Raw genomic sequence first — 13,669 nt, forward strand, 5'->3', positions numbered from 1 at the left:
CCTGATCGGTTGCGGTCTGATGCTGCGATGTGCCGCCCTCAGAAACCCAATTTTTATATCTTTTTGCGTAGGTTGTTGGCGACGTGCCGTCTCGGCGGATCCCCAGAATGGGGGATGTGGCGTATATATGCCGCGCCGCGGCAAAAATTCTTCTGACTCACGTCGAGTTGTCGTGATTTTGCCTAAATTGCACAGCATTGGATCTCTGCCGAGCCTTCCGCTGAGCGTGGAGTCGTCGGTTGATTCTCTGGAGTGCGATCATGGCGACCTATAAAGGTACGAGCGGCAACGATACTTACACCGGCGGCAGCAGTGGCGATTCGATTACGGGCAATGCCGGCAATGATTTGCTCTACGGGATGGGCGGCAACGACACGATTAACGGATCGGGCACCGTCACAACGACCAAGCTCGACCTGAACTGGAAAAACCAAGGCAGCGACGGGACGAATCTCGCCAATGGTTTCACGCAGAACACCGGCGGCATCAATGTCACCGTCGGCTATACCGATTACGGACCAGCGCAGGCGTTCCAAGTTGAAACCTCCTCGAATGCGCGTGGCTATGTCGCCAGCGGCGAGACGTTTGACGCCTATTCGAACGCCTATATCCAATCGACCGGCACAGGCGTGAATTCCGCCGTCACACTGGATTTCGCCAATGCGTCTGGATATTCCTACCAAGACGAAGTCACGGATGTGTCGTTCCGTATCAACGATGTCGACGGCTATGCGAACGGCTGGACAGATATTGTCACCGTGACGGCCTATGATGCTGCCGGAAATATCGTTCCGGTGACGATGACGCCCTCCGGCGCGGATACGGTTTCTGGCAACACGATTACGGCCTCGCTGAGCACGGATAACACCTACGATTCATCGGGGTCAGTTCTCGTTTCCATTTCTGGCCCCGTCGCGCGCATCGAAATTACCTATGCCAATGGCCAGTCTAACCAGCAGTTTATCACGATCTCTGATGTGCAATTCGTTGCGACCAGTCAGGATATGGACACGATCTACGGCGGCGATGGCAACGATCTGATCTATGGCGGTACGGATGAGGATCTGCTGTTTGGTGAGGCGGGGAACGATACCATCGACGGTGGCGTGGGGCGCGATACCATCGACGGCGGTGCGGGGAACGATTCCATCTCGGGCGGGGATGGCAACGACTCCATCCTTGGCGGCACGGGCAATGATACGATCGATGGCGGCGCGGGCGACGATTACATCGACGGCGGCGACGATAATGACTCCATCCTTGGCGGCACCGGGAATGACACGATTTACGGCGGGAACGGCACGGATTGGATCTCTGGAGGGACGGGCGACGATCTGATTTCCGGCGGCGCGGGCAATGACACAATCAGCGGCGGCGATGGAAATGACACCATCGACGGCGGCACGGGGGCTGACTCGATTGATGGTGGCGCGGGCGACGATTCCATCAACGGCGGCGACGATACCGACACGATTATCGGTGGCGATGGCAACGATACGATCGACGGCGGCAATGGCACGGATTCGATCACGGGTGGCGCGGGCAATGACGTGATTTCAGGAGGCGCTGGAAACGATACGGTTTACGGCGGCGACGGGAATGACACGATCAACGGCGGTACCGGTGCGGATTCGATCGATGCGGGCGCTGGCGACGATTACGTCGACGCGGGCGATGACAATGACACGGTCTACGGCGGCACCGGAAACGATACGGTGCTTGGCGGCTCAGGCAACGATTCCATCTTTGGCGATACCGGCAATGATGTGATCTCCGGCGGCACAGGCAATGATACGCTGTATGGCGGCGACGGAAACGACACGATCGAAGGTGGCGCGGGCGCGGATTCCATATTCGGGGATGCGGGCGATGATTATATCGATGGCGGTGACGACAACGATACGATCTACGGCGGCACTGGGAATGACACGATCCTTGGCGGGAAAGGCGCTGACAGCGTCTTTGGTGGCACCGGCGCGGATGTGTTCGTCCTCAATGCGGGCGAGTCGAACAATGATTACATCGACGGCGGTGAAGATAATTCCAACGAGTCGCTGGACACAGCGATAGATCGTTTGGTCGTCAATGGTCGTGCCAAAATCATCTATGATGCGAACGATAATGAGAGCGGCACGATCCTTTGGGCGAATGGTGACACGACGCGTTTCACCAATATTGAATTGATTACGCATGTTCCGTGCTTCACACGGGGCACGATAATCGAGACCCGGTTCGGGCAGATGCGCGTGGAAGATATCGAAGTCGGTCACCGCGTTTTGACGCGCGATAACGGGTATCAGGAGGTCCGCTGGATCGGGCGACGCACGTTCACGGCCGCCGATCTCGATTTTGCGCCGCAGCTTTGTCCTGTGCGCATCTCGGCGGGGGCGCTCGGCATGGGGCTGCCGGAGGCCGATCTGATCGTTAGCCCGCAGCATCGCATTATGCTGACCGGTCCTTCGGCAGAGATGCTGTTCGGAGAGAGTGAAGTTCTGGCCGCGGCGGTGCATCTTGTTGGAATTCAAGGTGTTACGCGACTGCCTCCGATGGGGGTCGAATATATCCACATTATGTTTGAGCAGCACGAGATCATCCGCTCAGACGGCGCATGGACCGAAAGCTTCCAACCGGGGGATCGTAATGTTGGCGCGATGACGCAAGCGGCGCGCGACGAGTTGTTCCAGATTTTCCCCGAACTCACCAATGGCACGGGCAGGTCCAAGTACCCTTGCGCACGGCTGAGCTTGAAAGCCCATGAAGTGCGCGTTTTGATGTCTGCCTGAGATCCTGGCCTAGGTGGGTCGCGTGAAATCCTCGGGGCGATCGAAATCCAATCGGGCACCTTTCAATCGGATCTTGCGCGCGGTTCCCAACAGGGATCGCGCGCCTTCATCTCCTTGAAGATGCATGAGTTTTGGAAACAGGACACGGGGTAGGGCGGTTGGATGCCCGACACCTGTTCCGTCAAATGCACGCAGCGCCTGTGACGGGGCGCGTGACATTGCGCTCCGGATTGCGTGGACGGATGCGGGTGCGAGCCCAGCTAAATCGCCTGGGATGATGATCAGCGTGTCTGCTTTGCGCCGATTTGCGTAGGTCACCGCCGCACGCAAGCTTGCGCTCATGCCTTTTGTCGCGTCGCGCACGTGTAGTTTCTTGACACCCAGCCCGCGCAAGCACGCCGCGCGGGGGTAAAAGCGTGCGGTGCTGAGGCAAGCGATCATCTCAACGCGTCCCGATCGCGATGCCGTGACGCCGCGTTTTGCGGTTTTCGCCACATGCGCCAACAAAGGTGATCCGCGCCACACCTTGCAGAGCTTATCCGTGCCGCCCATCCGCCGGCTTGCGCCAGCAGCCATGAGCGCGACGACGACGTGCAAGCTACAGATCCAGATCCGGCGCGACCGTTAGCGTAGCGTCAGCACCTTGATAACGAACAGAAAATTTTGAAAGGGGCGCGGGAACAATCTGCGTTATCGAGCTGATCTTCACGCCGATTCCCCGACGTTGCAGCAAGTTTTGAAGGGCGGGCCCTGCCTCGGCGTTGGGCCCGTAAATACGGATTGTCACCGAGCGCACGCCTTTGAGCTTGGGCAATACAACGGCGAGGGCCTCCTGACTGAAGGCATCCGTCTCGTCCGGCGCGGTAGCCGACGGCGCATCGCGCTCGGTCGGCGCAGATACGTCTTGGGCGGCTTCTGCCTCGGGATCACTCACCTCCGATGCGATCTCCAGATAGGGGGCATCCAATTCGGTTTCTTCAACCAAAAGCACCTCGCGCGCATCTTTAGGTTTTTTCGGATCAATCTCGCCAAGTCCCACGCGGCGGTTGCCCTGTGTCATCCAGCTTGGAATATCTGCTGTCATCGCCGCGTCCTACTCTCTTGTTTTTGTAGTATAAGTTATCATGGTGGCGCGTAACATGCGCGTGTAGCAAACGGTTGGCGCAAGCCCGTCAGGCCGGACGCCGATGCAAAAACCTTGCGCCAAGCTATCACTCACACCCGCCACTTCAACCCGTCACACCTTCCGAACTCTGCGTATGCGCGGGAACGCGCGTGCGGTGCGGACGGCGCGCAAAGAATTGCCGATCCGATCGCGATGTCTCATGGAGAGCGCGCACAAACCTTTGAACAATATGTCTTTCTTTGCTCACCGTCGCATCATACCATAGATCCCACGGATGCAGCAGCGGCGCATCCTACAAATTGATGTGAAGGACGATGTCATGGCCGATCTTGAAACCCGAATTGCGCAGGGCCGTGGCGATGCGCCAGCCGATCTGGTGTTGCGCGGAGGGCAGGTGTTTGACCTGATGACGGGCGAGATGCTGCAAGGCGATGTCGCAATTTGCGGCGATACGATCGTCGGAATCATGGGGTCTTATGAGGGCGTCGAGGTGGTGGATGTCACCGGGCTAACCCTTGTGCCCGGGTTTATCGATACGCATTTGCATATCGAAAGCTCGCTGGTCACGCCGTTTGAATTCGACCGCTGCGTAACCCCGCGCGGCGTCACAACTGCGATTTGTGACCCTCATGAGATCGCAAATGTCATCGGAGCGGCCGGGGTTCAATATTTCCAGGCGGCGTCTGAGCGTTGCTTGATGGATATTCGGGTGCAACTTTCGTCCTGTGTGCCGTCAACGCATATGGAAACTGCCGGCGCGGAGCTTACTGCGCAAGATATCAAGGGGTTGATGGGGCATCGGTCGCAAATCGGGCTTGCCGAATTTATGAATTATCCCGGTGTCATTCATCGCGACCCTGCTGCGATGGCGAAGATCGCGCTGTTTGAGGGCGGGCATATTGACGGCCATTGCCCGCTTTTGTCGGGCAAGGATCTGAACGCTTATATTGCGGCGGGCATTCGCACCGAGCATGAGGCGACCAGCGTGGAGGAGGCGCGCGAGAAGCTGCGCAAGGGGATGCGGGTATTGATCCGCGAGGGTTCGGTGAGCAAGGATCTTGAGGCGCTCGCCCCGCTCCTGACGCCACTTACAAGCCCCTACTTGTGCCTGTGCACCGATGATCGAAATCCGCTCGATATCGCCGAGCACGGGCATCTCGATTACATGATCCGGCGGTTGATCGAACTTGGGGTGGAACCGGTTGCGGCCTACCGCGCGGCGTCGCTCTCGGCGGCGGAGGCGTTTGGGTTGAAGGATCGCGGGATGATTGCGCCGGGCAAACGCGCGGATATCGTCGCGATTAATAGTCTGGCGGGCTGTCACGCGCAGATCGTTTGGGCGGCGGGGCGCCGTGTGACGGAGGAGGCTTTCGCCGCGCGCGACATCATGGAGCCGGTCGGGCGCAGGTCAGTCCACGCGCCGCATCTTGAGGCCGCGAGCTTCCGCACCCGCGCAAACCGCGAGCAGACCGATGTGATTGGTATCCGTGAGGGGCAAATTCTCACGGATCATTTGCTTGAGGATATACCGATCGTTGCAGGTGATAAGGCGCCGGATGTGACGCGCGACCTCATTCGCATCACCATCATCGAGCGCCATGGCAAGAATGGAAATATTGCGAGCGGTTTCGTCCGCGGATTCGGTCTCAAAGCGGGGGCGATTGCGTCAACGGTGTGCCACGATCATCATAATATCGCGTGTGTCGGGGTGAATTACGACGATATGGCGTTGGCGGCGAACCGCCTGTCGCAGATTGAGGGCGGGTTTGTTGTGGTGAAAGATGGCGAAGTGCTGGCGGAATTGCCCCTGCCGGTTGCGGGCCTAATGAGCCTGAACTGTTTCGAGGATGTGCGCGATAGCCTCACAGCGCTCCGCCGCGCTGCAAAATCTCTGGGCGTCACCTTGGAGGAGCCGTTCTTGCAGCTGGCGTTTCTTGCTTTGCCGGTCATTCCGGCGTTGAAAATTACGGATCGCGGGATGGTCGATGTCACGAAATTCGAGATTATCAGCTAGCGGCCGTGCCGCGCATTTCGGGGGCCGCGTAGGGCCCCCGATGTCAGGCGGTTAATGCGCGAGCATCTCGTCAACGATCTCGTCGCCGGTGAGCGAGGCCGGATAATACGTCGGCCAGTTGGTCACTTCCTTCAGCAATGCGGCCCGATCATTTCCCCAATACAGATGGTAGTGATCTGATTTTGAAGGCGTAATGCGGTGATCGCTGAACTGGATGAACTGGGGCGCGGCCTCGGAGCCATCGGTTTTTGCGAAAATATACCGTACGCCACGATTGCCTTTCGCATAGGTCAGCACTTCGTACCCGTCGGAGGTATAAGTCGCGGTCACGCGATTGCCGCCCTCGACGAAGGAGACCTCGTCACCGTTGATCGTGATCGTCTCCACAGGCGTTTTATAGCCCGTGTCATAATAGCTTGTGTACTCGGCCACGGTTTTCTCGCCCGTCGCGGCTTTCTTCTCCATCACGGGCGCGAGCGTCCCGTCGAGGAGATAGGGATAGACCGATTGCCACGTGCCCGCCCAATCTTGCAGCGTCCGATCCTGAATGGCGGCGTCGTCGAAATAGCCCTTATAGATCTGCGTCGCCGCTTCATCTTGGCTGTGATCATGTGCGCTATGGTCGTGGCTATCGTGATTATGGGTTTGGGAGGGTGTGTGATCCGCGAAGGCTGCTCCTGACGGGGTGAGCGGCGCGATGAGGGTCGCCGTGAGAGCGACAAGCAACAGGCGGCGGGGCGCGAAGCGGTGATTGAGGCGGGAAGTCATAATCGTCTCCTGATATGTGACGCGGTGCGCTTGTGTTAGGACGCACAGAAATTAAGTGTTATAATATAACAAAGCATGGATTAGCCCTGACTTGCGGGAATTGCAATCGCTGTCGGCGATAAAATGTAATTCTATAACAGTTTTGCGAGCGCGTTCCCAAGGGCTTGCGTTCAGGCGCGCGCGCGCCCTAAATCACGCGATGGCATATGATCAAACTTCGTCCAAATCGCGCGCGGCCCTCTCGGGGCTTGCGTTCCTATGCATTGCGGGCCTCCTAGGCGGCACGCGCGCCGCACAGGCCCACCCGCATATTTTCATCAACGCAGGTCAGGAATTGATCTTCGACGACCAAGGCCGCTTAAGCGCCGTTCGGGCGCGGTGGGCATATGACGAGATGTTCACTTTGCTCATGGTCGAGGATGGCGGGTTTGATACCAATGGCAACGGCGCCATCGATGCGGCGGAGTTGCCGCAGTTCCGGTTGTGGGATGCCGATTGGCCTGATGATTTCGCGGGTGATATGGTCGTTGAAATCGGCGGCACTGCGGTGTCGTTGGAGCGGCCCACTGATTGGGAAGCGGCATGGGAGGACGGGCGCGCGATATCGATGCACACGCGTGTCCTGTCCAAGCCGCAGCCCGTGACGGGCGAGGTCATCATCCGTGCGTTCGATCCTGATTACTACACCGCCTATACCATCACGGAAGCGCCAAAGTTTACGGGCCGCGATGATTGCTCGGGTCAGATTTTCGGGCCCGACATCGAGGCCATACCGAGCGAGCTACGCGACGCAATCGCGGAATTGAGCGCAGATGTCTTGATCTCGGAGAGCGGTATCGCCGATTCTCTGGGCAATGGCCTTCCCGCTGTGGGCGAGATGTATGCCGAGGAGGTTCGTGCAACATGCGGGCCGTGATACGCGGCGCATCGGCCGCGCGGTGGAGGGCGCTTGCACTGGGCGGCACCTGTGTTCTGGCCGTGCTATGGGTCTCTGGTTGGGGCAATGATGCGCTCGCAGCGTTGCATGATGCGGTGTTTTCGGCGCAACGGTCTTTCCAATCGTTACTCGCGGGCGGGGTGCGCGCGCTGAAAGCGGGCGAGCCATGGGCGGTTGCCAATCTTGCGTGGCTCGGATTTTTATACGGCGTGCTGCACGCGATCGGGCCCGGGCACGGCAAGGTTGTTTTGGGCGCTTGGGCCTTTTCTGCCAAGGCGAAACTGCTCCGCGTGGCGGGCATCACCTTGGCCGCGAGCCTCGCGCAATCGCTAGTCGCGATTGGTCTGGTTCTCGGCGGGGCGGCTTTGTTCAATCTGGGGCGGCAAGAGCTGACAGATCTGGCGGAGGGGCCGGTGACGCGCGCGGGCTATTTCATGCTGGCGGCGTTGGGCGTTTGGCTGATGATGCGCGGCGGGTTCGCGATGCTGCGCGCGCTGCGCGAGCGGAAGGCTGCGCAGGCCGATCATCTTGCGGATGATCAAGAGGATGAGGATGGGCACGCGGAGCACGGGCACGCGGAGCACGGGCACGCGGAGCACGGGCACGGTGAGAACGGACACGGTGAGCACGGGCACCCTCATTCCCATTCTGAACAATGCGGATGCGGTCACGCGCATATCCCATCGCCGGAAAAGGCCGCGCGGGCGAACTTACCCGAAGCGATCTTGCTGATCGCGGGGGTGGCGCTTCGGCCCTGCACGGGGGCGGTTTTCGTGATGCTGTTAACCTTGCTGATCGGCGCTCCGGTTGCGGGGGCGCTGTCGGTCATGGCGATGGGGCTTGGGACCGCGCTGATCACCCTGATTATTGCGTTGCTCAGTGCGAAGATGGGGGGAAGTCTGTTCTCGGGGGCAGATGCGCTGGCCTTCCCGTTGCGCTTTGCGGCCGGAGGGGCGCAGCTCGCGATTGGCGGTTTGTTGGTGGCGCTTTATTTGCTGCCATAGTCAGACATTTAGTCTGCGACGGGCCGAGCGTGGAGCGGCCCGTCGCCTATGTTTCGGGATTTAGCGCGCCGAGATCGGATGCTCGAAGGCGCGGTAAAGTCCGCGCAATTCCGCCAAGCCCTTCAGCCGACCAATGGCCGGATAGCCAGGTTGCGCTGCACGGCCGATATCGTCGAGAATATCCTGACCGTGATCAGGGCGCATCGGGATCGACCAATCGGCGCGGCCTGCCGCTTTGCGACGCGCTTCCTCCGCAACGATCTGCGCCACCATCGCGACCATATCGGTATGACCCGAAAGATGCTCGTCCTCGTAAAGCGAGTTCATGATTTCGGTGCCCTCGATCGCAACATTGCGCAGGTGCAAGAAATGCACGCGGTCACCCAAGGCCTTCATGATGTCGACAGGGTTGTTATCGGGCCGCGCGCCGAGGCTGCCTGTGCACAAGGTTACGCCATTGGCGGGCAAATCGACGGCATTGAGGATCGTCTCGTAATGCGCCTGCGTCGACATGATCCGTGGAAGGCCCAAAAGCGGGAAGGGCGGATCATCCGGATGACAGCAAAGACGCATCCCGAGATCTTGCGCCATCGGAGCAACTTCTGACAGGAAATCAATGAGGTGAGACTGAAGTTGCGCCTCATTGATCGTATCATACTCGGCCAGATGGGCGCGCACATCGTCCAAGGTGAAGCGCTCGGCCGCACCAGGCAAGCCGAAGACGACATTGCCCGCCAACTTTTGTTTCGCCGCATCATCCATCCGAGCAAATCGCGCAGCCGCCTCGGCGACAACGCTTTCAGGGAAATCATGCGCCGCACCTTTGCGTTGCAGAATGTGGATGTCGAACGCCGCAAAATCGATCAGGTCAAACCGCATACAGCGCGCACCAGTCGGGCGTTCCCACGACAGATCGGTGCGAGTCCAATCGAGCACAGGCATGAAATTGTAGCAAATCACCTCGATTCCCGCATCCGAGAGGTTTTTCATCGAAGTCTTCCAGTGAGCGATATGGGTTTTCCAATCGCCTTTCTGCTTTTTGATGTCCTCCGAGACGGGCAGGGATTCGACGACATCCCAAGTCAATGGCGAGGGACGTCCATCAGCGCGGGTCGCGATTTCTGTCTTGCGCTGCGCAATGTCTTGCGGCGACCAGATCGCGCCCGTGGGCAAATGATGTAGCGCCGAAACAACGCCCTCTACGCCCGCCTGCATCATATCGTCGATTCCGACGAGATCTTTCGGGCCGAACCAACGCCATGTCTGCCGCATAAATTGTCTCCTTTGATAGCCTGCCCAGTGCGGGTTGCCTCGTATTTCCCTCTCGGGCTGATGAAAACTATCATGCGACTTCGTGGTTGACTAGTATGGAAGTTGAATGCTACCGATTTTCACCAAGGGGAGGACGCGATGCAGGCCGATTGGATTACAACAGAAACGGTAGATCTGACAGGCCCTGTGGGGCCGCAACTTCTTGCGGCGTTGCGGGCGGCGATTATTCGCAATCAACTCTCCCCCGGGGCCCGGATTTCCGAGGCTGAAATCGGCGCGCGGTTCGGATTGAGCCGTCAGCCCGTTCGCGAAGCGTTTATCAAGCTCGCGGAGGAGGGCTTACTTGAAGTACGCCCCCAGCGCGGCACATTTGTACGCAAAGTGTCGATGGAGGCCGTCTTGGATGCCCGGTTTGTGCGAGAGGCGGTCGAAGCCGATATCGTCAAACTTTGCGCCGTCGAGGCGCCTGTTTCGCTCATCGCGACGTTGCGCGAGCAGATCGAGGCGCAGCGGAAAGTTGCGCGGAGCGATGATCCGCAGGCGCGCAGCGATGGGTTTGTGCCCCTTGATGATCTCTTTCACCGCAGTTTGGCCGAGGGCGCGGGGCGTGCCAACGCTTGGGCGGTGGTTGACGGGATGAAAAGCCAGATGGACCGTGTGCGGCAATTGGCCGTCGCCGCGACTGATCTGGGGCCGCTGATTGCACAACACCAAGCCGTTGTTGATGCGATTGAGGCGCGCGATCCCGAGAAGGCAGAGAAAGCAATGCGCGGGCATTTGCAGATGATCTTGACCGATCTCCCGGCAATCCGCGCCGCTTTTCCTCAATATTTTGAGGGAAGTACGATGGGCGGGGCAAACGAGCCGCGCTGAATTTAAGTCAATAGGGAGGAAACCATGACTATGACCACTAAGATGAAAACGCTGCTTTTGTCGGGGATCGCTTTGGCCGCGATGACGACGGGAAGCTTCGCGGCGGATGTGACGCTCAAACTGGGCCATCCGGCGAATGAGGATAACACATGGCATCTCGCTTCGGTAAAATTTGCCGAGGAAGTCGCGTCTCTGACCGACGGGCGTGTAGAAGTGCAGGTCTACCCGAACGAGACTTTGGGTAAGGAAATGGACGTGATCAACGGGATGCAACTTGGCACCGCTGATCTGACGATCACGGGTGAGTCTTTGCAAAACTGGGCGCCTATGGCGGCTTTGTTGGCTGTGCCTTACGGATATAAGTCCTTGGAAGATATGGATTCCCAAGCCTCCGGCGACTTGGGCGCGCGGATCGAGGCGCAGATCGTGGAGACGGTCGGAATTCGTCCCATCACCTATTTCGCCCGCGGTCCACGCAATTTGACCTCGAACCGTCCGATCACGACGCCGGACGATCTGAACGGCTTGAAAATGCGCGTTCCGAATGTGCCGCTGTTCTTGAACGTCTGGAAGGCACTCGGGGCAAACCCGACGCCGATGGCCTTCTCGGAGGTCTTCACTTCGTTGCAAAACGGCACGATTGAGGCGCAGGAAAATCCTCTCGCCCTGATTAAATCGGCCAACTTCAATGAAGTGCAGAAATATATCAACAAGACGGAGCATGTGCGGAGCTGGATCTACCTCGCGATCTCTGAAATGTCGTGGGAAAAGCTGTCTGAGGAAGATCAGGTGGCGGTGATGAAGGCGGCATCGCGCGCGCAAGCCTTTGAGCGTGAAGCGTTTATGACGGAAGAAGCAGAGCTCGTAACCGAGCTTGAGGGCAAGGGTGTTGAGTTCGTCGAAGTCGACAGCGAAGCCTTTGCTGCTGCTGCGAAAGAGGCAGTTCTGTCCTCGGTGGCTGATGATATCAAGCCCGATGTTGAAGCCCTGTTTAACCGCTAAGGCGTAAGGGTCATCGGGGCGGCGAGGGTGCTGCCCCGATGCGTTTTGCGAGCGTGCGATGTGACCATGCACGCTTTGATTTCGATCGTACAACATAAGGCGGGCGCCATGACGCGGCTCATCTCGATACTAACCAGCGCCGCGCGGATCGCGACGGGGCTTTGTTTTGGCGTGATCATCATCGCCGTGATTTTGCAACTTCTTGGCCGGTCTGGGGTGATCCCGAGTGTGATTTGGACCGAAGAATTAACGCGGTTTGCGTTGCTTTGGCTGGTCGCGTTCGGCGCGGGGCTTGGGCTGCGATCCGGCGATTTGGTGAATGTCGATTTGGTCTGCGAGGCATTGCCCAAGCGCGGCCCGTGGATTTTGCGTCTTATCGCGGCGGCGGTGACGGCGGTGTTCGGGCTGATGCTGGTGTCGCCTGCATGGCTTTATACCTCGATTGGGGCGCGACAGACCGCGCCTGCTTTAGGGATCAAAATGGATTGGATTCATGCCTCGTCGATGGTTGCCCTCTTGCTGCTCGGCGTTTTCGCCGCGCTGAGAGTTGTTGCGATGCTGACAGGCGATGAAGACGGATTGCCCCATCGCGGGCCGGAGGATTTCTAATGGGATTGACGATACTTTTGGGCCTGTTCGTCCTTGGGCTGATCATTGGTCTGCCTGTTGCGGTGACGCTTGGCGTGTCTTCGGCCGCCTATCTTTGGTTCGCGGGGATCCCGTTGGTGACGATCCCGCAAAAGATGTATGCGGGGATGGATAGCTTCGTTCTGCTGTGCATTCCGGGGTTCATTCTGGCCGGGAACCTGATGAATGCTGGCGGCATCACCACACGGATCGTGCGTCTGGCGCAAGCGATGGTGGGCTGGATGCGCGGCGGTTTGGGCCTGACGAATGTCGCGGCCTCGATGTTGTTTGGTGGCATCTCGGGCACGGCGGCGGCGGATGCGGCCTCGATCGGGGGGATGATGATCCCTGGGATGAAGAAAGCGGGATATCCCGTTGATTTCTCTGCTGCAATCACGGCAGCCTCGTCCACTGTCGGGCCTATTATTCCACCCTCTGTGCCGATGATTATCGTGGGCACACTGTCGGGAATTTCTGTCGGCAAGATGTTCATCGCAGGCGCCATTCCTGGCCTTTTGATGGGCGGCGCGATGATGGTGACGGCATGGGTGATTGCAAAGCGTCGTAACTTCCCACGTCAGCCTTGGATGGGCTGGGGCGAGTTGGTGCGCGCCTTCATGGGGTCGTTCTGGGCGGTGATGATGACCGTTTTGATCATCGGTGGGATGCTTTCGGGCTTTGCGACACCGACGGAGACGGCAATCGTCGCATCGGTCTATGCCTTCGTAGTTGGCGTGTTTGTTTATCGCGGTTTGGGGCTGAAGGATGTCCCGAAGATTCTGATGGACAGCGCAGTTTCCGCCGCCGCGATCTTGCTTTTGGTTGGCCTTGCCAATGTGTTTGGTTGGATTTTGGTTTCCGAAAAAATTCCGCAGATGATTGCCGAAGGTGTTTTGTCGATCACCACCAACAAGTTCCTCGTCATCTTGCTGATTAACTTGGTTCTTTTGTTCGTCGGCATGTTTATGGAAACGATCGCCGCGTTGATCATCTTGTTTGTTCCTCTGCTTGCATTGGCGCAGGGCGTTGGCATTGATCCGCTGCATTTCGCGACCTTCGCCGTGCTCAACTTGATGATCGGTCTGACCACACCTCCTGTTGGGGTTTGCCTGTTCATCTGTGCTGGGATCGGGCGGATCTCGCTTGTCCAAATCACGCGGGCGATCTGGCCGTTCATTCTGACCAATATCGCCGTCTTGATGCTGGTGTCTTACGTGCCGTTCTTCAGCACTTGGCTCCCTAATCTCTTGTCGAATTAATTGG

At 58.5% G+C, this 13,669-nt stretch carries 12 protein-coding genes; 8 read left to right on the forward strand and 4 right to left on the reverse strand.

Annotation, left to right across the window (positions count from 1 at the left end):
• Nucleotides 1-260 precede the first annotated feature (260 nt).
• A complete protein-coding gene (locus SJY32_RS06030; protein ID WP_376872840.1) occupies nucleotides 261-2,783 on the forward strand; it encodes a Hint domain-containing protein in 2,523 nt (840 codons plus the stop codon).
• Nucleotides 2,784-2,792: 9 nt separating this feature from the next.
• Here the strand turns inward: SJY32_RS06030 and SJY32_RS06035 are convergent, their stop codons facing one another.
• Nucleotides 2,793-3,380 (reverse strand): NTP transferase domain-containing protein, encoded by a 588-nt coding sequence (locus tag SJY32_RS06035; protein WP_376872842.1) that lies wholly within the window; start codon nucleotides 3,378-3,380, stop codon nucleotides 2,793-2,795.
• A 1-nt stretch (nucleotide 3,381) separates the two neighbouring features.
• Complete coding sequence (locus SJY32_RS06040) at nucleotides 3,382-3,867, reverse strand: hypothetical protein (protein WP_376872844.1); 486 nt, start codon at nucleotides 3,865-3,867, stop codon at nucleotides 3,382-3,384.
• 361 nt (nucleotides 3,868-4,228) lie between these two features.
• Here SJY32_RS06040 and ade point away from each other — a divergent pair, with 361 nt between their 5' ends.
• Complete coding sequence (gene ade / locus SJY32_RS06045; protein WP_376872847.1) at nucleotides 4,229-5,923, forward strand: adenine deaminase; 1,695 nt, start codon at nucleotides 4,229-4,231, stop codon at nucleotides 5,921-5,923.
• 51 nt (nucleotides 5,924-5,974) lie between these two features.
• Here the strand turns inward: ade and SJY32_RS06050 are convergent, their stop codons facing one another.
• Nucleotides 5,975-6,691, reverse strand: a complete 717-nt coding sequence (locus SJY32_RS06050; protein ID WP_376872849.1) for a ZinT family metal-binding protein — start codon at nucleotides 6,689-6,691, stop codon at nucleotides 5,975-5,977.
• Between the two features lie 199 nt (nucleotides 6,692-6,890).
• Between SJY32_RS06050 and SJY32_RS06055 the strand changes: the two genes are divergently transcribed.
• Together SJY32_RS06055 and SJY32_RS06060 are read left to right on the forward strand one after the other, a co-directional pair.
• A complete protein-coding gene (locus SJY32_RS06055) occupies nucleotides 6,891-7,607 on the forward strand; it encodes a DUF1007 family protein (protein WP_376872852.1) in 717 nt (238 codons plus the stop codon).
• Entirely contained in the window at nucleotides 7,595-8,632 is a 1,038-nt protein-coding gene (locus SJY32_RS06060) for a nickel/cobalt transporter (protein ID WP_376872855.1), read from the forward strand. Before SJY32_RS06055 ends, SJY32_RS06060 begins: the two co-directional genes overlap by 13 nt.
• A gap of 60 nt (nucleotides 8,633-8,692) precedes the next feature.
• Here SJY32_RS06060 and uxuA read toward each other — a convergent pair whose 3' ends face one another.
• The gene (uxuA, locus tag SJY32_RS06065) at nucleotides 8,693-9,904 is read right to left on the reverse strand and encodes a mannonate dehydratase (protein ID WP_376872858.1); all 1,212 of its coding nucleotides are present in this window, start codon (nucleotides 9,902-9,904) and stop codon (nucleotides 8,693-8,695) included.
• Between the two features lie 138 nt (nucleotides 9,905-10,042).
• Here uxuA and SJY32_RS06070 point away from each other — a divergent pair, with 138 nt between their 5' ends.
• The 4 genes from SJY32_RS06070 to SJY32_RS06085 all read left to right on the forward strand — a co-directional run bounded on the left by SJY32_RS06070 (nucleotide 10,043) and on the right by SJY32_RS06085 (nucleotide 13,665).
• On the forward strand, nucleotides 10,043-10,777 hold the full coding sequence (locus tag SJY32_RS06070) for a GntR family transcriptional regulator (protein WP_376872861.1): 735 nt from the start codon (nucleotides 10,043-10,045) through the stop codon (nucleotides 10,775-10,777).
• Nucleotides 10,778-10,801: 24 nt separating this feature from the next.
• Nucleotides 10,802-11,779 carry a TRAP transporter substrate-binding protein gene (locus SJY32_RS06075; RefSeq protein WP_376872863.1) on the forward strand — a complete coding sequence of 326 codons (978 nt, stop codon included), beginning with the start codon at nucleotides 10,802-10,804 and terminating at the stop codon, nucleotides 11,777-11,779.
• Nucleotides 11,780-11,887: 108 nt separating this feature from the next.
• The gene (locus SJY32_RS06080; RefSeq protein WP_376872865.1) at nucleotides 11,888-12,388 is read left to right on the forward strand and encodes a TRAP transporter small permease; all 501 of its coding nucleotides are present in this window, start codon (nucleotides 11,888-11,890) and stop codon (nucleotides 12,386-12,388) included.
• Nucleotides 12,388-13,665 carry a TRAP transporter large permease gene (locus SJY32_RS06085; protein WP_376872868.1) on the forward strand — a complete coding sequence of 426 codons (1,278 nt, stop codon included), beginning with the start codon at nucleotides 12,388-12,390 and terminating at the stop codon, nucleotides 13,663-13,665. The genes SJY32_RS06080 and SJY32_RS06085 overlap by 1 nt, the downstream gene beginning before the upstream one ends.
• The last annotated feature ends 4 nt before the right edge of the window (nucleotides 13,666-13,669 follow it).

The sequence above is a fragment of the Albirhodobacter sp. R86504 genome, from assembly GCF_042466415.1.
In the GTDB taxonomy this organism is placed as follows: domain Bacteria; phylum Pseudomonadota; class Alphaproteobacteria; order Rhodobacterales; family Rhodobacteraceae; genus Albirhodobacter.